This window comes from Microbacterium phycohabitans, from assembly GCF_032464935.1.
In the GTDB taxonomy this organism is placed as follows: domain Bacteria; phylum Actinomycetota; class Actinomycetes; order Actinomycetales; family Microbacteriaceae; genus Microbacterium; species Microbacterium phycohabitans.
In genome coordinates this window covers 387,039-413,181 of sequence record NZ_JAWDIT010000001.1, presented here as the reverse complement: position 1 = coordinate 413,181, position 26,143 = coordinate 387,039, and the positions used below count along the sequence as shown (strand labels likewise).

Here is a 26,143-nt window from a genome sequence, read left to right as displayed (position 1 = left end):
TCGAAGCCACCGGGCCTGGCCACGACCCCCGGCTGCCTCCCGGCCGCGTGTGACAGGCTCGGGGGATGCACGACGGCGACCTCATGGAACTCGACATCACCGGCATCGCCCACGGCGGTGTGTTCGTCGGGCGGCACGAGGGGCGCGTCGTCTTCGTCCCCGACACCCTGCCGGGCGAGCGCATCCGCGCTCGGCTCACCGACACCCGTAAGAAGGCGTTCTGGCGAGCAGAGGCGATCGAGGTGCTGGAGGCCGCCCCCGAACGGCAGCCGCACGTGTGGGCGGCGGCGGCGATCGACGTCGATCCGTCGGAGAGGGTCGGCGGTGCCGAGTTCGGTCACATCCACCTCGACCACCAACGCGCGTTGAAGGAGCGCGTCATCCGCGAGGCGGTCGAACGGGTCGGTCGGCTCGAGCTCCCCGTCGAGGTCGCGGCCGCGGGCGACGACGCGCAGCGCGAGTCGTCCGACGGCACCGGGTGGCGCACCCGTGTGAGCCTGCACGTCGACGAGGCCGGGCGTGTCGGGGCTTTCGCCGCTCGCTCGCACCACGTCGTGGAGACCGCCGACCTCCCGCTGGCCACCGACGCGATCGCCCGCGCGGCGTCCGAGGTGCGGGCGGGCCGTGCCCTGCCCGGACGCATCGATCTGGTCCAGCCCTCCGACGGTCGTGTGCGCATCCTTCCGCGTCCCGACGGCGAGCGCGCGCCCGTGGAGTCCGAGGTGGTCGAGGAGCGCGTCGGCGATCGCGTGTTCCGCGTCGACGCGGGCGGATTCTGGCAGGTGCACCGACTGGCGGCGCGCACGCTGACCTCGCTCGTCACGGCGGAGCTCATGGCATCCCTCGGCGGACTCGATCCCGAGGCCACGCACCTCGACCTCTACGGCGGGGTGGGCCTGTTCGCTGCGACGCTCGGCGAGATGGGCGGGCGCGGAACGCGCGTGGTGAGCGTCGAGAGCGACCCTCGCGCCACCGAGCACGCGGGCGAGAACCTCGCGGAGTGGATCGGCGCGCGTGCCGAGACGGCGCGTGTCGACCGGTTCGTGGCCACGCTCGGCGCAGACGCGTCCGCGCGGGAACGCGAGCGCCTCTCGCGCGGTGTCGTGCTGCTGGACCCGCCGCGCGCCGGCGCCGGTCGCGCCGTGGTCGAGGGCATCGCGGCTCTGGCCCCGACGGCGGTCGTGTACGTCGCCTGCGACCCGGTCGCCCTCTCGCGCGATCTCGCGACCTTCGCCGAGCTCGGCTATCGGGCCGACCGCGGCATCCGGGGAGTCGATCTGTTCCCGAACTCGCACCACGTCGAAGCGGTCGCCGTCCTGCGTCGCTGAGCCTCTGGCGAGCGTGCGCCCGTCGCGATGACGCGCCGTACCGCGAAGGTCCTCCTGCGCGGCGGAGGGCAGCGCCGATACGATGACGGGATGACGCGCGTCGCCCTCATCGATGACCACGAGTCGGTCCGGCTCGGGTTGGAGGCCGCCCTCGCGCGCACGGAGGCCACGAAGGTGGTCTTCTCCGGCGCGAACGTGGCCGCCTACCTCACGTGGCGCCAGAGCGCGGCCGAGACGCCGGCTGATGTCGTCGTGCTCGATCTCACCCTCGGCGACGGCACGACCGTGTCGGAGAACGTCGACCGTGTCGTCCGCGACGGCTCGAGCGTGATCATCCACAGCGTCGCCGACCGCGCCGGAGCGGTGCGCGAAGCCCTCGCCGCCGGAGCCGCCGGGATCGTCAGCAAGTCGTCGCCCACGCACGAGGTGCTGGGCGCGATCAGCACCGTCGCGCGCGGTGAGCTGCTCGACAACGTCGAGTGGGCCAGCGCCGTCGAGGGCGACCGCGACTTCGCCGATGCCCAGTTGTCGGCACGCGAGCGCGAGGTGCTGCGTCTATACGCGGCGGGGCTTCCGCTGAAGGCCGTGGCCGAGCGTCTCGGGGTGGCGTACTCCACGGCGAAAGAGAACATCACCCGCGTGCGGGTGAAGTACGTCGAGGTGGGGCGGCCCGCACCCACCAAGGTCGATCTGCTGCGTCGAGCCATGGAAGACGGCATCCTGCAGGATGCGCCAGATGACGCCGGCCGTGGCTGAATCGGACCGGTCGGTGCTCGACGAGGCGTGGGGTCGCATCCCGCACACGCGCGAGAGTCAGGCCGACCAGGGGACGTTCACCCAAACGCGCATCGAACGCGTCATCACCCTCATCGTGGGCCCGGGCTCGCTCGTGCTCGGTGCGCAGGCGTTCGTCGCCGCCTTCGGCCCCGGCGACGAGGCCGAGGGGTGGCACACGCCGCTTGTGCTGGCGGTGTTCGTCCCCCTCGTCGCCATGATCATCGCCTGCAGCGTCGGGCGCTTCGCGCGGGTGTTCTCGGGCATCTTCGCCGTGGTGTTCGTGCTGGCGCTGGCGGTCTGGCCGCTCGCGACCGCCGGCGGTCCGTCGCCGGCGCCGACCGAGAACCCCTGGATCTTCTACCTCGTCAACGTGGCCACCGTGTCGACGATCGTCGCGTTCCCCCTCGCGCTGCAGGTCGTGTGGACGATCGCGACGCCCCTCCTATTCGGCGTCGTGCGCCTGCTCCAGGCGGGCGGGCAGCCGGAATTCGTGGTGCCGGTCATCCTCGACGTGACGTTCGCTCTCATCCTCGGCAGCGTGCTGCTGACGCTCGGGTGGATGTACCGCTCGATCGCCGCCAACGTCGACCAGGCGCGCGCGGTCGCCGTGTCGAGTTATGCCTCGGCGGCGGCCACCGCGGCCACCGAGCACGAACGCGTTGCGGTCGCCGCCCTGATGCACGACAGCGTCCTCGGCGCCCTGCTCGCCGCGGAGCGCGCCTCCAGCCCGCGTGAACGCACGCTCGCCGTGAGCATGGCTCGCGAGGCGTTGACACGGCTCGCCAACGCCGAGAAGGACTCCCTCGAGGGCAGCGACGAGCCCGTGCCCGCGCTGCGTCTCGCCGACGACATCGAGGTGGCCGCCCGTGAGCTCGGCGTCGACCTCGTCGTCACCCGCACGGTGGAGGAGGGCACGCCGCGTGTCCCCGGCCGCGTGGCCCGTGCCCTCGTCCTCGCCGCCATGCAGGCCGTCGCCAACGCGGTGCAGCACGCCGATGCGCAGGGTCTCTCGGTCGAGCTCACGGGAGACAGCGCGCCGGGCGGCGTCGCCGTGCGCGTTCGCGACACGGGGCCGGGGTTCGACGTGGCGGCCATCCCCGACGACCGTCTCGGCATCCGCGGGTCGATCAACGCCCGCCTGGCCGCCGTCGGCGGGCGCAGCGACATCGATTCGACCTCCGCCGGCACGACGGTGACCCTCGAGTGGGAAGCGGGTGACCGCTGGTGACCGTGCGTTCGGTCCTGTCCATCATCGGACTGGCCTTCACCGCCTACCTCGCCGCGCGCGGACTCATCTGGACCTCGCCCGAGACCGTCGAGCGCGGGTGGCTGATCGTGGCGGCCCTGGTCTTCTACCTCCCCGTCACCTGGCTCTGGATCTTCGCCATCGGCGCGCGCGAGCGCACCGACTCGTCGTCGCCCGTCACTTCGCCCGCCCGCCTTCCCGGCTGGGGCGTCGCGCTGGCGCTGATGGCCGCCGTCATCGTGCCCAACGCGCCGTTCCTCGCGGTCACCGAGGCGGGCCGTTCCGAGCCCTTCGTGACCTGGGTGATCGGGGCCATCGGCGCTCTCATGACCATCGTCATGGTGCGCCGCCGTGCGATCGTCGCGTGGACGGGGATGGCGCTGCTCACCCTGTCGACGTCGTTCTGGCTCGGACCGCTGCAGGCCCTGAGCCTCGGCCTTGTCGGGTCGCTCATGTGGGTCACCGCGGCGCAGCTGGTGACCATCGCGCTCGACCGCGCCGCGCGCGACGCCGAGCGCCTCGCCGAGCTGCAGCAGGCCGCCTCCGCGTGGCAGGCGTCGCAGAGCGGACGTCAGCGCGAGCGCCGACTCCACGTCCAGCGTGCCCTGCAGGCCGCGGGGCCGATCCTCGCGCGCACCATCGAGAACGGCGGCAATCTCCGCGCCGCCGACAAGGATGCCGCCCGCCGGGCCGAGGCGAGCCTGCGCGACGAACTCCGCGGCAACCGCCTCCTCGACGACGGCGTGCGCGTCGAGATCGAGGCGGCCCGGTGCCGGGGCGCAGCGGTCAGCCTGTTCGACGAGGGGGGACTGGAGGGGTTGCGGCCCGCCGACCTCGACGTCATCCGCGCCGAGCTGGCATCCGTCCTGCGCGAGTCCGTCTCGCAGCGTCTCATCATCCGCACGTCGCCGCACCACGAGATCGCGGTGACCATCGTCGGCCGCTCGCGGGGCGAGGGCGCCGGCGGTGACGACGACGAGGTCGACCTGTGGCGGGAGATCCGGCGACCGCGCTGAGCGGATCCGCCTCGGGGCTCTTCCGGGCTCACCCCTCACCCGCCGGTCGGACCGACGCAAAGGGGGGATTCGTCGACGCTGCCGAGAGTGAGGGGTGAGGGGCGGCGATATCGCCTGCCCCCCACCCGGACGAACGGTTACCCGAAAACCGTTCGTGCGGCCGGATCCGGCTCGAAGGAGCGGTCCGACCGAACGCGTGATGCGTTCCAGCTCCTCCAGTATTCGCGACCCGTCCCGCGGCGTCTGTAGGTATTTCGGGGGACACTTTCCGGCCGAACGGTCAGCCGGTGAAGCCGTTCCATCCCGCGGCGCGGTTGAGAGGCGTCCTCAAGCCGCGGGCCGACAGCTCCCACCGGGAACGCGGGGCGTCGTCGGGAGCCGTGGCCTCGGCGACCTCGCGCACGTACGCCTCGCTGACCACGACGATCGCCGCGGCCAGCTCCTCTTCGGTGGGTGTTCCCCGCACGACCTCCGCCACCACGGGCGGCCGGCCGGCGTCGGAGGGGTCGGCGCTCACAGCGGGATGTTCCCGTGCTTCTTGGCCGGCAGGCTCGCACGCTTGTTGCGCAGCGCTCGCAGGGCCTTGGCGATCGAGACGCGGGTCTGCGCCGGCTCGATAATCCCGTCGAGCTCGCCGCGCTCGGCCGCGAGGAACGGGGATGCCACGTTGTAGGTGTACTCGTTCGCGAGGCGCGTGCGCACGGCGGCGACGTCTTCGCCGGCCTCCTCGGCTCGCTTGATCTCACCGCGGTAGAGGATGTTGACCGCGCCCTGACCGCCCATGACGGCGATCTCGGCGGTGGGCCAGGCGAGGTTGATGTCGGCGCCCAGCTGCTTGGAGCCCATGACGATGTAGGCGCCGCCGTAGGCCTTGCGCAGGATCACGGTCACCAGGGGCACGGTGGCCTCGGCGTAGGCGTACAGCAATTTCGCACCGCGGCGGATGACGCCGGTCCACTCCTGGTCGGTGCCGGGGAGGTACCCGGGCACGTCGACGAGGGTCACGATCGGCACCGAGAAGGCGTCGCAGAACCGCACGAACCGCGAGGCCTTCTCACCGGCGTCGATGTTGAGCGTGCCGGCCATCTGCGAGGGCTGGTTGGCGATGACGCCGACGGTCCGCCCCTCGATGCGTCCGAAGCCGATCACGATGTTCGGCGCGAACAGCGGCTGCACCTCGAGGAACTCGCCGGCGTCCACGATCCCGTCGATGACGGTGTGGATGTCGTACGGCTGGTTGGGGGAGTCGGGGATGACCGTGTTCAGCGAGCGGTCGGCATCCGTCGTCTCGAATTCGAAGGGGGTGTCGTAGACGGGGATCTCGGCGAGGTTGTTGTCGGGGAGGTAGCCGATCAGCCCGCGGGCGTAGTCGATCGCGTCGTCCTCGTCGTCGGCGAGGTAGTGCGCCACGCCCGAGCGGGTGTTGTGGGTGTGGGCTCCGCCGAGCTCCTCCATGCCCACGTCTTCGCCGGTGACGGTCTTGATCACGTCAGGGCCGGTGACGAACATCTGGCTGGTCTTGTCGACCATGATGACGAAGTCGGTGAGGGCGGGGGAGTACACCGCGCCACCGGCGGCGGGTCCCATGATGATCGAGATCTGCGGGATGACGCCCGAGGCCGCGGTGTTCAGGCGGAAGATCTCGCCGTACTTGCCGAGGGCGACGACACCCTCCTGGATACGGGCACCGCCGGAGTCCAGGATGCCGATGATCGGGATGCCGCTGCGCAGCGCCAGCTCCATCACCTTGATGATCTTGTCGCCGGCGACCTCGCCGAGCGATCCGCCGAAGGTGGAGAAGTCCTGCGCGTACACCGCGACCGTGCGACCGTGGATGGTGCCGGTGCCCGTGACGACCGAGTCGCCGTAGGGGCGGGACTTGTCCATGCCGAAGGCCGTGGTGCGGTGGCGCACGTACTCGTCGAGCTCGACGAAGGAGCCGGGGTCCACCAGCATCTCGAGGCGCTCGCGGGCGGTGAGCTTGCCCTTCGCGTGCTGCTTCTGGCGCGCGGCGGCTTCGGCATCGACGACCGCCTCCTGGAACCTGCTGCGCAGGTCCGCGATCTTGCCGGCGGTGGTGAAGAGATCGGGCTGGTCGGTCACGCTTTCCACCCTAGCGACCGCACCGGCGCCGGCGTTGGAGGGTGCGCACAAGCGAATCGTCCGCGCGATGTGGCATCCGGCCATCCGGGGTTCCGGACCTCACGCGCAACCGGATGCCGTTGGGCCGCCGGTTCCCTAAGGTGTGGACATGCCGATCCCCGAATCCGGATACCCCCGCACCGCCGACATCAGTCCCCGCGTCCAGGTGGTGGAGACCACGGATTCGACCAACGCCGACGTGGTCGCCGCGGTCACCGCCGATCCCGCCGGATGGCCCCACCTCTCGCTGCTCGTCACCGACGACCAGCGTGCGGGCCGTGGACGCCTCGACCGCACCTGGACGGCGCCGGCGGGCACCGCGCTCGCCGTGTCGGTCGTGGTCGACGCGTCCGGCATCCCGATGTCGTCGCGGGGGTGGATCCCGCTCGCCGCGGGGGCGGCCATGACCCGTGCGGTCGGGGCGCAGTTGACGGGCCACGGCGGCAGCGCCGAGCTCAAGTGGCCGAACGACGTCCTCGTCGACGGCGCCAAGATCTGCGGCATCCTGGCCGAGGCGGTGCCGGGCACCTTCGACACCGTGGTGGTCGGAGCCGGCGTCAACACGCGCATGAGCCGCGCCGATCTTCCCGTGACGACCGCGACGTCGTTCCAGGCGATCGGGGCGGAGTGCGACGACGACCGCCTGCTGGCCGACTACCTCGGTCACCTGCGCGACACGCTCGCCGCCCTCGCCTCCGGCGACGCCGCGGGCGTGCACCACGACGTCGAGAAGCTGTGCGCGACACTCGGTCGCGAGGTCACGGTGTCGTTGCCCGACGGCACGACGCTCGCGGGGCGCGCCGAGCGCCTCGACGACGACGGTCGCCTCGTCGTCACGGCCGGCACGATCGAGACGGTCGTGGCCGCGGGCGACGTCGTCCACGTGCGCTGACGCGGCACTGCGCCGCCCCCGCAGCGACCGCCGCCCGCGTGTGCGCCGCCCTCGCCGCCCGCGGGGTCGCACAATGAGAGGGTGACCCAGCCGTCGAGCTCGATCGGTCGCCCGCGGATGCCGGCGCCGGGGACGAACGCGCCCGAACTGCGCATCGCCCGGTTGCACACGCACGCGCGCGGGCTGTTCTGGTCCGCCCTCGTGCTCATCGCCGTCGTGGGAGCGACCGCGTACTTCTACGACAACCTCCCCGCTCCCTTCGAGAACTGGATGCTCGTGACGGCTGCGGCGGTCGTCGTCGTCCTGCTGGTCGTCATCCCGTTCCTCGCGTGGTTCTCGCACACGTGGACGATCACGACGCGGCGCGTCATCGAGCGGTCGGGTGCTTTCGGATCGACCCAGCGCGAGATCTCCCACGTGCGGGGGTACTCGATCCAGATGCGTCGCGGCATCTTCCAGCGCCTGTGGGGTGCGGGCACGCTGTCGCTGTCGAACGGCGTCGAGCCGCCGCTGCGCATGAAGAACATCCCGCACGCCGTACTCGTGCACGAGACGCTGGTCGACCAGGTCGAGGTCAATCAGATCCTGGCGCACCGCGACGCGCAGACCTTCGGGTCGGGCTCCGTCGGGCTCTGACGTCGCGATGTCCCGGTCCCTTCGACAGGCTCAGGGACCTCGGCTGCGCCCGGCGAAGACCTGCGGGCGCGAACGGAGGTGGCTGAGCTTGTCGAGGCCACCGGGCTCCCGCGACCTGTGAGTCTGGAGGTCCCGGTCCCTTCGACAGGCTCAGGGACCTCGGCTGCGGCCGGCCGAGTGCCGAGGGCGCGCGCGGGGGTGGCTGAGCCTGTCGAAGCCCCCGGGCTCCCTCCCGAACGGAAGTGGCTGAGCCTGTCGAAGCCACCGGGCCCCGGCGCTGACGCTTCCGAGAACGCTGCCGCACCGGCGCCCGGCTCGCGCCCGCGCGGACGTCCCGACAGAATGGATGCCGACGGAAGGAGCGGCATGGCGCTGCGAGTCGGAGTGGTCGGTGGCGGACAGCTGGCGCGGATGATGATCGCCCCGGCGGTCGAGCTGGGCGTCGAGATCCGCGTGCTCGCGGAAGACGAGGGCATGTCGGCCGCGCTCGCCGCGACCGCCGTCGGCGACTACCGCGATGCCGAGACCGTGCTGGCCTTCGCCCGCGACGTCGACGTCATCACCTTCGATCACGAGCACGTTCCCCAGGATGTCCTCGCCGCCCTCGTCGACGCGGGCGTCGCCGTGCACCCCGGCCCCGCACCGCTCGGGGTCGCCCAGGACAAGCTCGTCATGCGCGCCCGCATGGCCGAGCTGGGTCTGCCGCAGCCCGACTGGGCCGCCGTCTCCGATTCCTCGGGGCTGCAGGAGTTCCTCGACGCCCACGGCGGCCGCGCGGTCGTGAAGACGCCCCGCGGGGGCTACGACGGCAAGGGCGTCCGCGTCGTGTCGGCCGCGACGGAGGCCGACGACTGGTTCGCCGCCCTCGCGGAGGACGGCAACGGCGGGTCGCTGCTCATCGAGGAGCTCGTCGATTTCACGCGCGAGCTCGCGCAGCAGGTGGCTCGCCGGCCCTCCGGCGAGGTGCGGGCGTACCCGGTCGTCGAGACCGTGCAGCGCGACGGCGTGTGCGCCGAGGTCGTCGCCCCCGCCCCGCGCGCCGATCAGCGCGTGCAGCGCGTGGCCGCCGAGATCGGCGTCGCGGTCGCCGAGGGCCTGGGCGTGACCGGCATGCTCGCCGTCGAGCTGTTCGAGACCACCGACGAGCGCATCCTCATCAACGAGCTCGCCATGCGCCCGCACAACAGCGGGCATTGGACGCAGGACGGCGCCGTCACCAGCCAGTTCGAGCAGCACGTGCGCGCGGTCCTCGACCTGCCCCTCGGTTCGACGGATGCCGTCGCCCCGTGGACCGTGATGATCAACGTGCTCGGCGGGCCGGCCGAGGGCACGCTCGAGGAGCGCTTCCCCGCCGCCATGGCCGCCCACCCCGCCGCCAAGATCCACACGTACGGCAAGGCACCCCGCCCGGGGCGGAAGGTCGGACACGTCAACGTCATCGGCGACGACCTCGACGACGTCGTGTACGAGGGGCGCGCCGCCGCGGCCTTCTTCGACTGAACGCGCGATGGACCGGCACGCCTGAGCGCGCCGTTCCGCGATCTTCCAGCGAGCCGCCCTAGCCTGGACCGGTGACCCGGCCGCTGCATTCTTCCGAGACGCCCGTGGTCGGCGTCGTCATGGGCTCCGACTCCGACTGGCGGGTGATGGATGCCGCCTCCGCGGTGCTGACGGAGTTCGGCATCCCGCACGAGGTCGAGGTCGTCTCCGCGCACCGCACGCCCGACAAACTCCTCCGGTACGGCCGAGAGGCCCGCGGTCGCGGACTGCGCGCCATCATCGCCGGGGCCGGGGGAGCGGCGCACCTGCCGGGCATGCTGGCGTCCGTCACCGCCCTCCCCGTGATCGGCGTACCGGTGCAGCTGGCTACCCTCGACGGGCTGGACTCGCTGCTCAGCATCGTGCAGATGCCCGCCGGCATCCCCGTCGCGACCGTGTCGATCAACGGTGCCAAGAACGCCGGTCTCCTGGCCGCCCGCATCCTGGGCAGCGCCGACGTCGAACTCGCGGAGCGCGTGGAAGCCTACGCCCGCGATCTCGAGGCTCAGGTCGAGGAGAAGAACCGGCGTCTGAAGGACTCGCTGTGACCCTCGCGGCGCCCGCTCGGACACGTGCGCACGCGCCGATGATCGAGGCGCGGCCGCTGCGCAACCCCGACGCGTCGTCGGTCGAGGTCATGACCCGCCGCGGCTGGTGGCTCGTCGTGCTGAATTTCCTCCTCCCCGGATCCGCCCAGGTGCTCGCCGGCAACCGCCGACTCGGTCGGTTCGGGCTCGGCGCCACCCTCGTGATGTGGACCGTGCTCGTGCTGACCGGTCTGTTCGCGTTGCTGTCGCCGAGCGTGCTGTTCGCCGTCGCGACCGGCTCGTTCATCCCCGACTTCCTGTCGTGGTTCCGGCCCCTGCCGCTCACCCTCGTGCAGATCGTGCTCGTCGCCTACGCCGTGCTGTGGGTGGTCCTGACGATCGACACCCTCCGGCTCGTGCGGTTGGTCAAGGTCGGACCCGTCGCGCGCTTCGGCATGACGATCGTGTCGGTCGGACTGCTCGTGCTCTCGGGGTCGGGTGCCGCATGGGCAGCCCAGGCCGCGGGTACCACCCGTGACGCCTTCTCGGAGCTGTTCGCCCAGTCGGCGGCAGTCGTCCCGCCCTCGGACGGGTATTACAACATCCTGCTGCTCGGTGCCGACTCCGGTGAGGGCCGCGACTCCATGCGCTTCGACAGCATCTCGGTGGTCTCCATCAACGCCGACACGGGCGCGACGACGATCACCGGCATCCCGCGCGACATGCCGCACTTCCCCTTCGCCCCGGGGCCGATGCAGGACGAGTATCCCGACGGCCACACCGGTTACGCCAACGCGACCTGCGGGTGGGGGAGCGGCATCAATCAGCTGCGCACCGAGGTGGAGATCTGCCAGGACGGCAACCTGCTCTACCCCGACACCAAGGAGCGCGGCACCGAACCCGGCATCGAGGCGACGAAGGATGCCGCCGAGGGGATCATGGGCATCCAGATCCCCTACTACGTGCTCATCGACATGAAGGGGTTCGCCGACGTCATCGACGCACTCGGCGGCGTCGACATCAACGTGCAGGAGCGCCTGCCCAAGGGCGGACCCGCCTACGACGGCCAGCCGGTGGACGACTGGGCCTTCGGCTGGATCGAGCCCGGTCAGCAGCACATGGACGGCGACACCGCCCAGTGGTACGCCCGTTCGCGCTACACCACGAGCGATTTCGACCGCATGCGCCGCCAGCGCGAGCTGCAGGAGGCGATCCTCGCCCAGTTCACCCCGCAGAACGTGCTCACGCACTTCCAGGACGTCGCGAGCAGCACCACGAACATCATCCAGACCGACCTGCCCCAGGGTCTCATCGCGCCCACGCTCGTCAACCTCGCCCTCGAGGCGAAGGACCAGCCCGTCAACACCCTCGAGCTCACTCCCGAGGGCGGCGTCGACGAATTCGACCCCGACTACGCCCAGGTGCAGCAGATGGTGAAGGACGCCCTGCACCCGCCGACCGGAACGGAGAGCCCCGCGCCGTGACCGTCACCCTCCGCGTCGTGCTCGACCAGCTCGTCGCCCCGACCTCCCGCGACCTCGCCGAGGCCTCGGCATCCCTCACCGAAGCTTTGATCGCGACCGCTCCACGCGGCTGCGACGTCGGTGCGATCGTGCCCGCTCCCGGCCTCGCCGACGATCAGGCGATCGAGGGCCTGAGCTCCGAGACGCGTCTGGCGGTGCGCCGTCGCGAACTCGCGGCCTCCTGGCAGCTCGGGGTGGCGCCGGGCATCGGCAAGGGGCTGATCCACTCGCCGACGGCGCTGGCCCCGCTCGTGCGGCACGACCGCGTCAACGAGACGCACCAGATCGTCGTGACGCTGTGGGATCTGCGGGCCTTCGAGACCCCCGACGAGCTGCCGAAGACCGAGAGCCTCGCGGCGCGCGCCCTGCTCTCGCGCGTGGCCAAGCACGCCGACGCGGTGATCGTCCCGACCCACGCGATGGCCGATCGTCTGGCCGAGACGGCCAAGGCGAAGCTCGTCAAGAAGGTCCGCGTGATCGGCGGGGCTCCCGCCGCCGGTCTGCGCGTGCCCTCCGACGCCGTCGGACGCCTGCGCGCCCTCGACCTGCCCACGACGTTCGTCGCCACGGCCGGAGGCGTCGCGGCATCCGACGATCTGGCCGGCGCCTTCGCGGCCGTCGTCGCGGCGGGCTGGGACGGCGACGTGGTCGTGCTCGACGTGCCCGAGGGGGAGGAGCCCGGCGTGGCCGACATCGCGGCGGCGGCGGGTCTCTCCGAGGCGCGCGTGCACGCGCGCGGGTCTCTCGACCGCTGGGACCGTGCCGCTGTGCTCTCGCACGCCGCGGCGTTCATCGCCCCGTGCGCCCGCACCGATTGGCCCTGGCGCGCGGTCGACGCCCTCGCACTCGCCGTCCCCGTCGTGGCCGTCGACACCGTCGCGCACCGCGAGGTGCTCGCCGACGCGGCGGCGTACGCGCCGGCAGAGGCGCTCGGCGAGGCCCTGGCCCGCGCCCTGGGCGCCGAGGCCGAGCGTCTGCGCGTGCTCGCGGGCGACCGGGCCAAAGGCTTCGCCTGGGGCGCCGCGGCCGAGCGGGTCTGGGCTCTGCACGCCGAGCTGTGATCGGCGGACCTCCCGCGAGGCTCCCACGGACGCCGAGGCGTCGACCCTAAGCTTCGACGCATGCCTGCTCGCGTCGGGATCGTCGTCCGCACCCGCCACCGCCCCGGATTCCTCCGGGGGGCGCTCGCCGACATCGCCGCGCAGACCTTCTCCGACCGCCGGGTCGTGGTCGTCGACGACGGGGGAGACGCCGCCGAGGTCGACAGCGTCGTCGCCGAGTCGGGACTGACGGACGTGGACGTCGTCCACATCACCGAGGGCGAGGGCGGTCGCTGCGTCGCCGCGAACACCGGGGTGCGCACCCTCGACACCGATCACGTCGTGCTGCACGACGACGACGACCGGTGGCATCCGGAGTTCCTCTCCCGTACCGTCGCCTGGCTCGACGGCCATCCCGACGATGCGGCGGTGGCGGTCCCGACCGAGATCGTCTACGAGGAAAATCGCGACGGCGCCTGGGTCGAAGTCGGTCGTGCGCCCTTCTGGGCGGGGATGCAGCGGGTCTCGCTCAGCGAGATGATGAGCATCAATCGGATGGTGCCGATCGCGGTCCTCTATCGCCGCGCCGTGCACGCCGAAGTGGGATGGTACGACGAGACCCTCGACGCCGTCGAGGACTGGGACCTCTACCTGCGCATCCTGCGGCACGGCGACATCGGCTTCCTCCCCGGCGAGGCTCTCGCCTACTGGACCCAGCGACCGGATGCCGAGGGCCTCGACGCCAACAGCATGTTCGGCCTCGCCGCCGAGCACGCGCGCGACGACGCCGTCGTCCGCGACCGGGCTCTCGCCGACTGGGTACGTCGGGAGGGCGTCGGACTTCCGCTGTTCGTCGCCGCGTCGCAGGCCGAACTGGCGGCACACGTCGACCGCTCCATCGACCGCGCCGTGGAACGGATCGTGGAGCGACTGCGCACCGACGTCCGCGACGACGTTCGGCGCGAGATCGACGCGCACCAGCCGGTGATGTCGCGTTTGCGGCGGCTGCGGCGGCGTCTCGCTCGGGAGTAACGACCCGGTGTCGCTCGGCGTGGCAGCGGGGACCGACGGACAGGCCCCGCATAATGATCGCGTGAAGCACACCACAGCCGCTGCGACCTCGTCCCGCTCACGTCTTCTGCGGACGACCATCCCGGTGCTGATGGCGACCGGCCTGCTCGGGCTGTCCGGGTGTGCGACTCCCGTGGCCGGAGCGAGCGCGTCGCCGACCCCGACGTCGGTGTCCGCGAGCCCCTCGCCCTCGCCGACGTCGACGCCCACCGCAACGCCGTCGCCCTCGCCGTCGGCATCCGCGACGCCCGGGAGCATCTACAACGGCGAGATCCTGATCGTGACTTCGGAAGTCCGTGACGGCAACCTCGAGGTGAGCGCGATGGTTCCGGGCATCTCCGAGTCGGGGGGCACGTGCACCCTCACGCTGGACTCCACGGGCGCGACGACGTCGGTCGAAGCCAATGAAGGCAAGGACGTCACCTACTGCGGGCTGATGTCCATCGCGGTCGGCGGCGACGCGGCAGAGGACCTCTCCTTCCATGTGACGTATGCGTCACAGGAGCTCACGGCGCAGTCGTCGATCACGACGATCGAGCCGACCCCGTGACCCGCGACGTGACCGGTCGGCTGGCTGCTGTCCTCGCGGTGTGGGTGTGCGCCGTGGCGCTCCTCGTGGCGCTCCCCGCGACCATTGCGCCCACCTCGTCGGCTGAAGCGGCGAATGCCGCGGATTGGAACCCGGGCAACATCATCGACGACGCCGTCTTCTACGACGGCGACGCGATGACGGCGGACGAGATTCAGACGTTCCTGAATGGGAAGGTCCGGACCTGCCAGCCGGGATACACCTGCCTGAAGGACTACCGCCAGAGCACTGACAACCGTCCCGCCGACAAGTACTGCAACGGGTACTCGGGGGCACCGAATGAGAGTGCTGCGACGATCATCGACAAGGTCGCGCGATCCTGCGGCATCAGCCAGAAGTCCTTGCTCGTGCTCCTCCAGAAGGAGCAGGGCCTCATCACCTCCACGGCGCCCTCCGACTGGAACTATTCCGCAGCGACTGGCCAGGGCTGCCCCGACACCGCCCCGTGCGATCCCGCGACACAGGGCTTCTTCTACCAGGTGTATTACGGCGCCCGGCAGTTCGAGGTCTACCGCCTCAACCCGACGTGGTGGGGCTATCAGTCCGGGCGCTGGAACAACATCCTGTACAACCCCAACGGCGGATGCGGCACCCAGCGCGTCTACATCGAGAACCAGGCGACCGCTGGTCTGTACATCTACACCCCGTACGTTCCCAACCAGGCTGCGCTGAACAATCTCTACGGCACCGGCGACGGATGCTCGGCTTACGGCAACCGTAACTTCTGGCGCACCTTCGTGGACTGGTTCGGCTCCACGCGGTACACGCCCAAGCTGCCGCAGTATGGGGTCGACCCGTCCGTGGTGGCGGTGGATGCATCGGGAAGCGTCCTGTCCTACCCCTTCAAGAACAGCGCATGGGGTGCCCGTGTACGCACGGCCGGGGGGATTGCCAGCACGGACCGGGTCCTCGCGATGGGCGACTTCGACGGTGACGGTCGACGAGACATGATCGTCATCGACAAGGCGAAGAAGGTGTGGCTGCGTCCCCTCGCGGAGCAGGGCAACGATCTTCCCTCCAAACGCATCGACGTCGACTGGTCGGACGCACCGTTCATCAGCGCCGCGGGAGATGCCGACGGCGATGGGATCCCGGACGTCTACACGACGACCAAGGATGGGCGCCTGCTGTTCTGGAAGGGAACCGGCTACGGTACATTCGCCGCGGCGCGTCAGGTCGGAAGCGGCTGGGTCGGCTACACGGCCTTCGTCAGCGGCTCGGACATCACCGGTGACGGCGTGCCGGACCTGCTCGCGCGCGATGACTCCGGTGCACTGTGGAGCTACCGCGGTGACGGAAAGGGCGGATTCCGCGACGGCCGAGACTATCTCGGCGGCGGGTGGGACGTCATGAAGACCATCCTCATGCCCGGCGACTTCACCGGCGACGGTCCCGGCGACATCCTCGCAGCGGACAAGTCGGGTGTGCTGTGGGCCTATGCGGGCAACAACAACGGCGGTTTCAGTCGTGTGAGCACCCCGGTGGGCAGTGGATGGTCGGTCATGAGCGTCATCACGAGCGAGGGACCGCGGCCGGGGTGGCGCAAATCCTTCCCCGGTGGCGCCGGTGACCTCACGGGCGACGGCAATGGCGACGTGGTGGCCGTGTCCACCAAGGGTGTGATGAGTGTCTACCCGGGCAACGGCTCGGGAGGCTGGCTGGGCCCCATCCAGGTGGATGCCAAGTGGGGATCCGGGCAGATCGTGCCCCTCGGCGACTTCACCGGCGACGGCCGCCCGGACATCGGACGCATCACGAGCGACGGCACCTTCCAGCTTCTGCGCGGCAGGGGCGACGGGACCTTCGACAAGCCCACGACGATCGGCACGGGATGGAGCGGATTCGGACTCGTCACCGGCGGCATCGACTTCGACGGAGACCGTCGCGTGGATGTCGTCGCCCGCGACGCGTCGGGCGGCTTGAAGTTGTACCGCGGTGACGGGATGGGTGGATGGCTGACCGGCCAGGGCCAACCGATCGGCATCGGCTGGAACGTCATCGACTCGCTCTCCGCGGCCGGTGACGTCGACGGTGATGGAGTCAACGACTTCATCGCGCGCCGTACCGACGGCACATTGTGGATGTACGGCACCGACGGCCGAGGGAACTGGGGATCGATCCGGCAGATCGGTACCGGCTGGAACGTGTTCAAGACCGTCTTCAGCCCCGGGAACTTCGAGGGCTCCGGCGGACCGGACGTGCTGGGTCGCGCACCCAACGGCGACCTCTTCCTCTATCGCGGTGACGGTGGGGGAGGATGGCGCGGCGACCGGGTCCTCGCGGGGATCGGATGGCAGGTCATGTCGCAGATCCGCTGAGTCGCGTTCGATGCGCGGGGCGGGCTCATGCCGTTCGCGGCATCCCGCCTCATCGACGACACTGGAGAGTCGGCCTTTTCGAAAGTGAGACCCGCTCCGTGACGAACACCCTCGCCCCCGACGCCCGGCGCACCTTCCGCGACCGGTACCGCAGATGGACGACGCCTCGTCCGGACGGGCTTCCTAACCGCGCGGTCGTGGGTGTGCCCCTCGGCATCCTCGGGGCGGTGCTGGTTGCGCTTGTGGCTCTGGGGCTGACGGGATCCTCGACGGGAGTCGTCTACGACCTCATCCGCCAGGGTGAGGATCCCGCCCTGATCGCGGGCGAGCCGGAGCCGATCCGCAGCGACGAATGGTTCGTACAGACCTCGTGGGTGATCTCCCAGGTCGAGCAGGATCTCCCCCCTCGCAACGAGACGTTCCCGGGCGGAATGGATGCGACCGTTCAGAACGATCTGCCCACCACAGATTGGTCGACGCTGCTGAGGCCGCACCTGTGGGGCTTCTTCTTCCTGCCGCTGGACCAGGCGATGGCGCTCAAATGGTGGCTGCCGGGCTTCGCCGTCATCGCCGCGGGGTACCTGCTCTCCGTCGTGCTGATGCCACGCCGGCCGGCGACGGCAGCGGCGCTGTCCGTGGGATTCTTCTTCGCGCCGTTCTTCCAGTGGTGGTACCTCTCCACCACCCTCTATCCCGCTGCGTGGGCCTTCTTGGTGATGGCGACGGCGGTGTGGTGTCTGCGCTCACGACGACGACGCGGCGCGTGGGTCCTCGCGGCCGTGACCGCTTGGACGACGGCTGCCATGGCGGTGGGGGTGTACGTGCCCTTCATCGTTCCCGTGGTCCTCGTCAGCGCGGCATTCGTGATCGGCGCCGTCCTGACGCCGGGAGACGAGTCCCTTCCCTTCCGTCGACGGGTGGGCCGTCTCGGCCCGCTCTTCGCTGCGGGCGGTGCGGCGGCCGTCGTCATGGTTGTCTGGCTGATCACGAGGTTGTCGACGATCGAGGGATTCACGTCGACGGTCTATCCGGGCGAGCGTCTGCAGAAGGTGGGCGAGGGCGGGTGGTCCGAACTCGCACAGCTGTTCGGCGGATTTCTGTCTTTCGATCTCGGCCGCACCGCGGGGAAGCCTTTCGCGATGAACATGCCGGAGGCGTCGACGTTCTTCCTACCCGGTGTGTTCCTGGTGTTCGTGATGGCCTGGCTCCTCATCGAGCGCTGGAGGGCCGAGCGTCGGGCGGATCCTGTCTCGATCGCGCTGCTCGCGGTGGGGGCCGTCATGCTCGCCTTTCTCTTCGTGCCGGGGTGGGATGCCATCGCTCATCTGCTGTTCCTGGATCGCACGACCTCCTCGCGCCTGCGTATCGGCTTCGGCGTGCTCAGCTTCGTCATGGTGCTCGTGGTCGGGGCTGCTCTCGACGGCAGACGGAGCCGAGGGGCCGGTCGAGGGCCGTGGTGGGTTTCTGTCGGCGCGCTCCTTGTCGCCGCGGCATCCATCGGGATGGTGATCTGGCGCGTGCATCGAACCGGGGGACTCGCGGCCTATCTGGACGGGATCAGCGGTGCAGAAGCGGGACTCGGCGTGGCTCTGGCCCTCCTCTTCCTCTTCTCTGTCCTGGCTTTCGCCCGCGGAGGGGTCACCGCCGGCGCGGTCGCTCTTCTCACGGTGTCGATCGTGTCGGGCCTGGGCGTGAACCCCCTCTATCGGGGCGTGCTCGACCTGCGGGAGACAGCGACCGTCCAGGCCGTGCAACAGCGAGACGAGCAGGAGCCGGGGACGTGGGTCGGCATCACCTCGAGCTCCCTGCCCACGATGATGCTCGTCGAGTCCGGCGTGACCGCGCTCAACGGCTTCCAGGGGGCGCCGTCCGCGGAGATGTGGGCGCAGATCGATCCGACGGGGGCCGCGGAGGAGGAGTGGAACCGCTTGGGGATGGTGTCGTGGGTGCTCGGCTCCGGCGACCCCGCTCCTCGCAATCCCTACCCGGACCAGGTGCAGATGACGTTCGACGCCTGCGCTCCCTTCGCACAGGAGTACGTCACCTGGGTGCTGAGCGAGACGCCGATCGATTCGGCGTGTGCCACCCTCTCCGACACCGTGCAGGAAGGTCCGACCACCATGCGCATCTACGAAGTGCAGAAATGACGGGGGCCGCTTCGGCGGCCTCCGTCACCCCTGCAGGTAGGCGTTCAATCGCTCTTCCATGTCGCCGGTGACGACGGGGCCCGCATCGTCGACGAGCAGCACGCTGTTGCGTGGGCGAGGTGCGACGGGCGTCGTGGAAGTCGCGAAGTAGTCGTCGGTGCTCACCCCGGCGACGCGCTCGGGGTCGTGTCCGGTGATCGCGAACACATCGCGGGCGATGTCGTACCAGGTGCGGGGAGTCCCGATCCCGGTGACGTTGTAGACCCCGTAGGGGGCGGCGGCGTCGAGGAGGGACTGGATCGTGGCGGCGATGTCGGGGGTGAAGGTCAGTCGTCCGACCTGGTCATTCACCACGCGCGGGTCGATGCCTCGCTCGGCGAGTGACGCCATCGTACGGACGAAGTTCGCTCCGTCGCCGATGACCCAGCTGGTACGCAGGATGTAATGCCGTGGCACGGTCGCGACGATCGCGTCGCCCGCGGCTTTGGTCTGGCCGTAGACGCCAAGTGGCGACAGCGACTCGTCGGCGGAATACGCGCCGTCCTTCGTGCCATCGAAGACGTAGTCGCTGGAGATGTGCACGAGCGTGATGCCGTTCGCCGTCGCGATCCGTGCCAGCGCCGCCACCGCGGTGACGTTGGCCGCCCAGGCCTCCGTGCGCCCTTCGGCTGTCTCCGCGACATCGACCTTCGTGTAGGCCGCAGCGTTGATGATGGTGCCGTAGTCGCGCCAGCGGCGTGCGGCATCCAGATCGGGGGAGGTGAGGTCGAGGTCGGCACGCGTGGCGTATTCGATCCAGGGGTGATCACCGAATTCGGCGCGCAGAGCGCGGCCCAGCTGCCCGTTGGCCCCCGTGACGAGGACCTTCTTGGGGGGCATGGGGACGACGTCGGCCAGGCGCGGGTGATTCTGATCCTTGGCGCTGATCTCGACCTCGTCGAGGGGGATGGGCCAGCCGATCGCGACGGTCTCGTCGGCGAGGTTCAGGAACGTGTAGGTCGCGTCAGGCGACCAGTGGTCGTTGACGAGGTACGTGTAAGCCGTATCGGGCTCGAGCGTCTGGTACGAGTTGCCCACGCCCCGCGGCACGAAGATGGCGGTCGAAGGGTCGAGCTCCGCGGTGAACACTGCGCCGAACGTCTCGCCCTCGCGCAGGTCGACCCACGCGCCGAAGATCCGACCGGTGGCCACCGAAACGTACTTGTCCCAGGGTTCGGCATGGATGCCGCGGGTGGTGCCGACGGCGTCGTTGAAGGAGATGTTGTTCTGCACCGGACCGAAGTCGGGAAGGTCGATCCCGGGGGCCGACATCTTCTCGCGCTGCCAGTTCTCCTTGAACCACCCCCGGGAATCGCCGTGAACGGGCAGGTCGAGCAGCACCAGCCCCGGGATCGGGGTCTCGCGAGCGCTGAGGGTCTTGCCGAAGGCGGTGGCCACGGTCACTGTCCTTTGCTGGCGTAGAAGGCTTCGACGCCGTCTTTGGCGGATGCCCACCAGGCTTCGTTGTCGCGGTACCAGTCGATGGTTGCGGCGAGGCCCGATTCGAAGTCGCCGTAGGTCGGCGTCCATCCGAGTTCGGTGCGCAGCTTCGTGGAGTCGATGGCGTAGCGCAGGTCGTGACCGGGTCGGTCGGTGACGAGGTCGTACGCGTCGACGGGCTGTCCGGTGATCTCGAGGATCACTTCGACGACGCTCTTGTTGTCCTTCTCGCCGTCGGCGCCGATCAGGTAGGTCTCGCCGATGACGCCCTTGTCGAGGATGGTGAGCACGGCGGAGGAGTGGTCGTCGGCGTGGATCCAGTCGCGGACGTTCTCGCCCGTGCCGTACAGCTTGGGGCGAATACCGCGGAGGACGTTGGTGATCTGGCGGGGGATGAACTTCTCGACGTGCTGGTACGGGCCGTAGTTGTTCGAGCAGTTGCTGATGGTCGCGCGCACGCCGAACGAGCGCACCCACGCGCGCACGAGCAGGTCGGAACCGGCCTTGGTCGACGAGTACGGCGAGGAGGGGTTGTACGGCGTGCTCTCGGTGAAGCGGGCCGGGTCGTCGAGCTCGAGATCGCCGTACACCTCGTCGGTCGAGATGTGGTGGAAACGAACGTCGTGGCGACGTGCGGCTTCGAGCAGCGTGTACGTCCCGATGATGTTGGTGTCGAGGAACGGACGCGGGTCGTGCAGGGAGTTGTCGTTGTGCGATTCCGCGGCGTAATGGACCACCGCGTCGGCCTCGGCGACGAGGGGGTCGACCACTGCCGCGTCGGCGATGTCGCCGACGACCAAGCGCACGCGGTCCTCGGGAAGCCCCGCCAGGGACGCCTCGTTCCCCGCGTAGGTGAGCTTGTCCAACACAGTCACGGTGTGGTCGGTGTGCGCGATGACGTGGTGCACGAAGTTGGAACCGATGAAGCCGGCGCCACCGGTCACGAGAAGACGACTCATGTCCACCAGATTAGAGGGTGCTCTGCTCGGCTCACGGGCACCTGATTGGCGCGCACCTCGGCATGGGGGAAACTGAAGGCATGCGCGGAATCATTCTGGCGGGCGGCACGGGCTCGCGACTTCATCCCATCACGCTGGGCATCTCGAAGCAGCTCGTCCCCGTCTACGACAAGCCGATGATCTACTACCCGCTGTCGACGCTGATCCTGGCCGGGATCCGCGACATCCTCATCATCACGACGCCCCAGGACTCCGAGCAGTTTCAACGGCTGCTCGGCGACGGGTCGCGCTTCGGTATCTCCCTCACGTACAAGGTGCAGCCCTCGCCTGACGGTCTCGCCCAGGCCTTCCTCCTCGGGGAGGAGCACATCGGCTCGGAGTCGGTTGCGTTGGTGCTCGGCGACAACATCTTCTACGGGCAGGGCATGGGTACCCGCCTGCGCCAGTACACCGAGCTCGACGGCGGCGTCGTCTTCGGATACCGGGTCGCCGACCCGACCGCATACGGCGTCGTGGAGTTCGACGCCGACGGCCGTGTGGTCTCGCTCGAAGAGAAGCCCGCCGTCCCCAAGAGCGATTACGCCGTGCCGGGTCTCTACTTCTACGACAACGACGTGATCGAGATCGCCCGAAACCTCACCCCCTCGCCGCGCGGCGAACTCGAGATCACCGACGTCAACCGCACCTATCTCGAGCAGGGACGTCTGCGCGTCGAGCTGCTCCCGCGCGGAACGGCATGGCTCGACACCGGGACGTTCGATTCTCTCAGCGAGGCCACCGAGTTCATCCGGACGGTCGAGAAGCGCCAGGGTCTGTCGATCGGCTGCCCCGAGGAGGTCGCGTGGCGCATGGGCTTCCTGTCCGACGAGGAGCTCCGTGAGCGCGCCGAACCGCTGGTCAAAAGCGGCTATGGCGCGTACCTCCTCAAGGCCCTTGCACAGGGAAGCGACCGCGGGCCGATCTAAGCTCTCGGGTGGTCTGAGTGCGGTCGAGGTCCCTGCCGCATCCGAAGTACCGATGGATGCGGCTTAGGGACCGAAAGGTGTGCGTCTGGTGGTCTTCCCCGCGGATGGGCGTCGGCTCGTCGTCTACGTCGTATACGACCGACGCGGTGGCGTCGATCGCTACGTGGTTCACGCTCTCGAGGGTCTGCGCGATCACGCGACGCGCATCCTCGTCGTCGTCAACGGTCCGCTGACGCCGGAGGGGCGACGGCGACTGGAGCCGGTGGCGGACGAGATCCTCGTGCGCAAGAACGTGGGATTCGACATCTGGGCGCACAAAGACGCGCTCGATCATGTCGGACCGGACCTGCGCGACTACGACGAGGTCGTGCTCACGAACGACACCTGGTTCGGTCCGGTGCGTCCCTACGGGCCCATCTTCCACCGGATGGACGCCCTCGACGTCGACTTCTGGGGGATGACGGACCACGCCCGCGAGGAGCCGAACCCCTTTACGGGCGAGGGCGTGCTGCCCTATCACCTGCAGTCGTTCTGGATCGCTGTGCGGCGCGAGATGCTGACGTCGGAGCGCTGGGCGCGGTACTGGCGCGAACTGCCCGAGATGCCGTCGTACTTCGACGCGGTGCTCAAGCACGAGACGATCTTCACCGAGACCTTTGTCCAGGCCGGCTTCACCTCGGCGGTCGCGTTCGCCTCGGACGATTACCCCACCGACCATCCGGCGCTGTTCAACCCGACGCTCCTTCTCGACGACGGGTGCCCGCTGGTCAAGCGCCGGCCGTTCTTCCACTGGCCGGTGTTCCTCGACCGCCACGCGGTCATCGGCCGGACGCTCATCGAGAGGGTCGAGGGCTACGGCTATCCCGCAGCGCTCATCCTCGACAATCTCGCGCGCACCGTTCCTGCGAAGGTCATCAACACGAATCTCGCGATGCTCGAGGTCCTGCCCCGCACGGTGGTCACGGCATCCGAAGACCCTTCCGCGCTGAAGGTGCTGGTGGTGTTGCACGCTACCGGAGTCGCCGCCTGCGCTCCTCTCATCGAGCGACTCTCGTGGTTCCCCACGCCCGTCGACGTCATCGTGACGACGTCCGATGCGGCGCTGGTCCCTGCCGTGGAAGAACTGCTGAGCGCCGAGGGCGTCAGCGTTCACGACGCCCGTGTGCGGGTCGTCCCGTCCGACCAGGGACGCGATATGAGCGCGTTCCTCATCGGATGCCGTGATGAGCTGCTGAACGGCGGCTACGACGTCTTCGTCAAGCTGCACGATCGGCTCCCCGTGCGACGTGGGCGCACCATCGCTGAGTACTTCCGTCGGTACACGCGGGACAACCTCCTCGGGAGCCGGGCCTACATCACGAACTTGCTCGCGCTCTTCGTGCGCGAGCCGGGTCTGGGAGTCGTCATCCCTCCCGTCATCGAGACGGGATACGCCACGACCGGGGAGGGCTGGTCCTGGTATCGAGGGATGGGCCACGACATGGCCGAGCGCCTCGGCATCCGTGTCCCGCTGGACGGCGTGACCCCGCTCTCCCCTCTGGGGGGAATGTGGGCAGGGCGACCGGCAGCGCTGCGGCCCCTGCTCGACGAGCGATTCGACTACCACGATTTCCGCGATCGCTCCCGTGAACGCGTCCCCGACCTGCAGCGTCTGCTGGAGCGGTTGATCTCCGCGGCCGCGGGCGAGGACGGCTATCACGTGCGCACGGTGCTCGACCCTGAGCACGCGAGTCTGACGCACCTGGCCGTGGAGTACAAGATCGACCAGATGGCGGTGAACCTGCCCGGTTACCCGGTCGAGCAGATCCAGTTCCTGCATCGCGCGGGCTGGATGGGCACCGCCGGTGCTGTCGCCTTCTTCCGCATGTACATGAAGACGAACCACAACGGCGTCGTCGAGCGCCTCGACCCGGTCATGCGTCCGTTCGGGCGAGGCGCTCGCGCGGTCCTGCGCACGGCGCGGGCCGGTGCCGCGGCAGGTCGCCGACTGGCGAGAGGGGGCCGCGCGTGAGCGAACTGCGAGTCCCACCCCCCGTGTCGTTCCCCGACGGGGGCCGCCGGCTGATCGTGTACACGATCTACGACCGACGCGGAGATGTCGACGATTACGTCGTGCACGCGCTCGAGGGTCTTCGTCTGCACAGCGCGCGCATCATCGCGGTGGTGAACGGCCGCCTCACCGCCGTCGGCCGGGCGCGATTGGAGCCCGTCGTGGACGAGCTCGTCGTGCGCGAGAACAGCGGATTCGACATCGGTGCGCAGCGCCACGCCCTGCGGCATCTGCGTGACGAGCTGACGCAGTACGACGAGATCGTGCTCACCAACGACACGTGGTTCGGTCCGGTGCGTCCTTTCGGCCCCGTCTTCGAGCGGATGAATGCGCGTGCCGTGCACTTCTGGGGCATGACAGACCACGCTCCGGAGGAGAACAACCCGATCACCGGCAAGGGCACACTGCCGTACCACCTGCAGTCGTACTGGCTCGCGGTCCGCCGAGAGATGTTCACGTCCGATCGCTGGGAGCGCTACTGGCGCGAGATGCCCGCTCTGGACTCCTACACCGATGCGGTGGTGCAGCACGAGATCGTGTTCACCGCGGCGTTCCGCGACGCCGGGTACGTCGCCGACGTCGCGTTCGCATCCGACGACTACGGCTGTGTCAATGCTTCGCTCTTCGCCCCCCGGGCGCTGATCGACGATGGGTGCCCCGTGCTCAAGCGTCGTCCGTTCTTCCACTGGCCGCCGTTCCTCGACCGCTACGCGGTCATCGGGAGGTGGGCCCTGGATGCCGCCGCCGAGGGTGGCTACCCGGTCGAGATGGCGCTGTCGAATCTTGCGCGCAATGTCCCGCCCAAGGTGCTGAACGCCGACGCGGGTCTCATGGATGTCATCGGCGCGGACCACCCGCCTTACGATCCCTCCCGCCCGATGCGGGTCGTCGTGATCGCGCACATCTTCTACGACGAGATGACCGTTGAGATGATCGAGCGGGCCGACACGCTCCCGATGCCCTACGACCTCGTGGTCACCACTCCCGATGCCGAGCGCGCCGACCGCATCCGGGCGCGTATCGCCGCGCTCCCCGGAGAGCGCGGCTCCGTCGACGTCCGGATCGTGGAGTCGAACGACGGTCGCGATCAGAGCGCTTTCCTCATCGGATGTCGCGACGTGCTGATATCCGGGCGATACGACCTGGTGGTCAAGCTCCACAGCAAGAAGACGCCCCAGGACGGCTACAACGTCGGCACGCACTTCCGCGAACAGCAGTTCCTGAACCTCCTCCACGACGATGCGCACACGTCGCGAGTGGTCGCGTTGTTCCAGCGCGAGCCCGGTCTCGGCCTCGCCTACCCGCCCATGATCCACATCGGCTATCCGACGCTCGGGCGCGCGTGGTGGGCCAACAAGCCCGGCTTCGAGCGTCTCGCCGACGAGCTCGGCATCCGCGTCCCCCTGGACGACGTGTCGCCGCTGGCGCCGTACGGGTCGATGTTCTTCGCGCGTCCCGCTGCTCTCCGCATTCTTGTCGAGCAGTCTTGGCGCTATTCCGACTTCGGCGGCGCGGAGGCGTACCAGGACGGTGGCCTCGCGCATATTCTTGAGCGCATGCCGTCCTACGCGGCAGGTGAAGCGGGTTTCCACACCCGGACGGTCGTCGCACCCGATTACGCGGCGGTCAGCTTCACGGCCCTGGATTACAAGCTCGACGAGATGTCGGCGACCACGCCGGGATACGCCTTCGAGAAGATCGACCGGCTGCGCGCGCTGGGTTTCGTCGGACGGGGTTCCGGAAAGGATTTCCTCCGGATGTACATGCGCCTGAACCACATGGGAACGGTGCACCGGCTGCGGCGGTTGATGGATCCCATGCGCCGGCCGGGCCGGTGGATCCACCGGATCGCCGACGGAGTGGGAAGACGATGGAAGAACCGATGACACGACAGCGGGA

General features: G+C 69.5%; 21 protein-coding genes. 17 read left to right on the top strand and 4 right to left on the bottom strand.

Features of this window, described 5'->3' with window-relative positions; genetic code table 11:
- Window positions 1-65 precede the first annotated feature (65 nt).
- The 4 genes from RWH44_RS01925 (at window position 66) to RWH44_RS01910 (ending at window position 4,367) form a co-directional block, all read left to right on the top strand.
- The gene (locus tag RWH44_RS01925) at window positions 66-1,328 is read left to right on the top strand and encodes a class I SAM-dependent RNA methyltransferase (protein WP_316003265.1); all 1,263 of its coding nucleotides are present in this window, start codon (window positions 66-68) and stop codon (window positions 1,326-1,328) included.
- 90 nt (window positions 1,329-1,418) lie between these two features.
- A complete protein-coding gene (locus RWH44_RS01920) occupies window positions 1,419-2,084 on the top strand; it encodes a response regulator transcription factor (RefSeq protein ID WP_298874440.1) in 666 nt (221 codons plus the stop codon).
- Window positions 2,077-3,333, top strand: a complete 1,257-nt coding sequence (locus RWH44_RS01915) for a sensor histidine kinase (protein WP_316003264.1) — start codon at window positions 2,077-2,079, stop codon at window positions 3,331-3,333. The genes RWH44_RS01920 and RWH44_RS01915 overlap by 8 nt, the downstream gene beginning before the upstream one ends.
- Window positions 3,330-4,367, top strand: a complete 1,038-nt coding sequence (locus RWH44_RS01910; protein ID WP_298874444.1) for an MFS transporter — start codon at window positions 3,330-3,332, stop codon at window positions 4,365-4,367. The genes RWH44_RS01915 and RWH44_RS01910 overlap by 4 nt, the downstream gene beginning before the upstream one ends.
- A gap of 280 nt (window positions 4,368-4,647) precedes the next feature.
- Here the strand turns inward: RWH44_RS01910 and RWH44_RS01905 are convergent, their stop codons facing one another.
- Window positions 4,648-4,884 (bottom strand): acyl-CoA carboxylase subunit epsilon, encoded by a 237-nt coding sequence (locus RWH44_RS01905; RefSeq protein ID WP_298874445.1) that lies wholly within the window; start codon window positions 4,882-4,884, stop codon window positions 4,648-4,650.
- Entirely contained in the window at window positions 4,881-6,470 is a 1,590-nt protein-coding gene (locus tag RWH44_RS01900) for an acyl-CoA carboxylase subunit beta (RefSeq protein WP_437127256.1), read from the bottom strand. The genes RWH44_RS01905 and RWH44_RS01900 overlap by 4 nt, the downstream gene beginning before the upstream one ends.
- 148 nt (window positions 6,471-6,618) lie before the next feature.
- Between RWH44_RS01900 and RWH44_RS01895 the strand changes: the two genes are divergently transcribed.
- From RWH44_RS01895 to RWH44_RS01850, 10 genes are all read left to right on the top strand, one after another.
- A complete protein-coding gene (locus RWH44_RS01895; RefSeq protein ID WP_316003263.1) occupies window positions 6,619-7,401 on the top strand; it encodes a biotin--[acetyl-CoA-carboxylase] ligase in 783 nt (260 codons plus the stop codon).
- A gap of 81 nt (window positions 7,402-7,482) precedes the next feature.
- Entirely contained in the window at window positions 7,483-8,037 is a 555-nt protein-coding gene (locus RWH44_RS01890) for a PH domain-containing protein (protein WP_316003262.1), read from the top strand.
- A gap of 366 nt (window positions 8,038-8,403) precedes the next feature.
- Window positions 8,404-9,537, top strand: coding sequence for a 5-(carboxyamino)imidazole ribonucleotide synthase (locus RWH44_RS01885; RefSeq protein ID WP_316003261.1), 1,134 nt, complete (start codon window positions 8,404-8,406; stop codon window positions 9,535-9,537).
- A 119-nt stretch (window positions 9,538-9,656) separates the two neighbouring features.
- Window positions 9,657-10,124, top strand: coding sequence for a 5-(carboxyamino)imidazole ribonucleotide mutase (gene purE, locus RWH44_RS01880; protein ID WP_316003620.1), 468 nt, complete (start codon window positions 9,657-9,659; stop codon window positions 10,122-10,124).
- Entirely contained in the window at window positions 10,121-11,587 is a 1,467-nt protein-coding gene (locus RWH44_RS01875) for an LCP family protein (protein WP_316003260.1), read from the top strand. The genes purE and RWH44_RS01875 overlap by 4 nt, the downstream gene beginning before the upstream one ends.
- Window positions 11,584-12,687, top strand: coding sequence for a glycosyltransferase (locus RWH44_RS01870; protein WP_316003259.1), 1,104 nt, complete (start codon window positions 11,584-11,586; stop codon window positions 12,685-12,687). The genes RWH44_RS01875 and RWH44_RS01870 overlap by 4 nt, the downstream gene beginning before the upstream one ends.
- A 60-nt stretch (window positions 12,688-12,747) precedes the next feature.
- Window positions 12,748-13,698, top strand: a complete 951-nt coding sequence (locus RWH44_RS01865) for a glycosyltransferase (protein WP_316003258.1) — start codon at window positions 12,748-12,750, stop codon at window positions 13,696-13,698.
- A 61-nt stretch (window positions 13,699-13,759) separates the two neighbouring features.
- The gene (locus RWH44_RS01860) at window positions 13,760-14,287 is read left to right on the top strand and encodes a hypothetical protein (protein ID WP_316003257.1); all 528 of its coding nucleotides are present in this window, start codon (window positions 13,760-13,762) and stop codon (window positions 14,285-14,287) included.
- Window positions 14,284-16,644, top strand: a complete 2,361-nt coding sequence (locus RWH44_RS01855) for an FG-GAP repeat domain-containing protein (RefSeq protein WP_316003256.1) — start codon at window positions 14,284-14,286, stop codon at window positions 16,642-16,644. The genes RWH44_RS01860 and RWH44_RS01855 overlap by 4 nt, the downstream gene beginning before the upstream one ends.
- A gap of 98 nt (window positions 16,645-16,742) precedes the next feature.
- Window positions 16,743-18,791, top strand: a complete 2,049-nt coding sequence (locus RWH44_RS01850) for a DUF7657 domain-containing protein (RefSeq protein WP_316003255.1) — start codon at window positions 16,743-16,745, stop codon at window positions 18,789-18,791.
- A 24-nt stretch (window positions 18,792-18,815) separates the two neighbouring features.
- Here RWH44_RS01850 and RWH44_RS01845 read toward each other — a convergent pair whose 3' ends face one another.
- Together RWH44_RS01845 and rfbB are read right to left on the bottom strand one after the other, a co-directional pair.
- Window positions 18,816-20,228, bottom strand: coding sequence for a sugar nucleotide-binding protein (locus RWH44_RS01845; RefSeq protein WP_316003254.1), 1,413 nt, complete (start codon window positions 20,226-20,228; stop codon window positions 18,816-18,818).
- 2 nt (window positions 20,229-20,230) lie between these two features.
- A complete protein-coding gene (gene rfbB / locus RWH44_RS01840; protein WP_316003253.1) occupies window positions 20,231-21,229 on the bottom strand; it encodes a dTDP-glucose 4,6-dehydratase in 999 nt (332 codons plus the stop codon).
- An 80-nt stretch (window positions 21,230-21,309) separates the two neighbouring features.
- Here rfbB and rfbA point away from each other — a divergent pair, with 80 nt between their 5' ends.
- The 3 genes from rfbA (at window position 21,310) to RWH44_RS01825 (ending at window position 26,130) form a co-directional block, all read left to right on the top strand.
- Window positions 21,310-22,194: a glucose-1-phosphate thymidylyltransferase RfbA gene (gene rfbA, locus RWH44_RS01835; protein WP_316003252.1), complete on the top strand. Its 885-nt coding sequence runs from the start codon at window positions 21,310-21,312 to the stop codon at window positions 22,192-22,194.
- Window positions 22,195-22,282: 88 nt separating this feature from the next.
- Complete coding sequence (locus tag RWH44_RS01830; RefSeq protein WP_316003251.1) at window positions 22,283-24,205, top strand: rhamnan synthesis F family protein; 1,923 nt, start codon at window positions 22,283-22,285, stop codon at window positions 24,203-24,205.
- Complete coding sequence (locus RWH44_RS01825; protein WP_316003250.1) at window positions 24,202-26,130, top strand: rhamnan synthesis F family protein; 1,929 nt, start codon at window positions 24,202-24,204, stop codon at window positions 26,128-26,130. The genes RWH44_RS01830 and RWH44_RS01825 overlap by 4 nt, the downstream gene beginning before the upstream one ends.
- The last annotated feature ends 13 nt before the right edge of the window (window positions 26,131-26,143 follow it).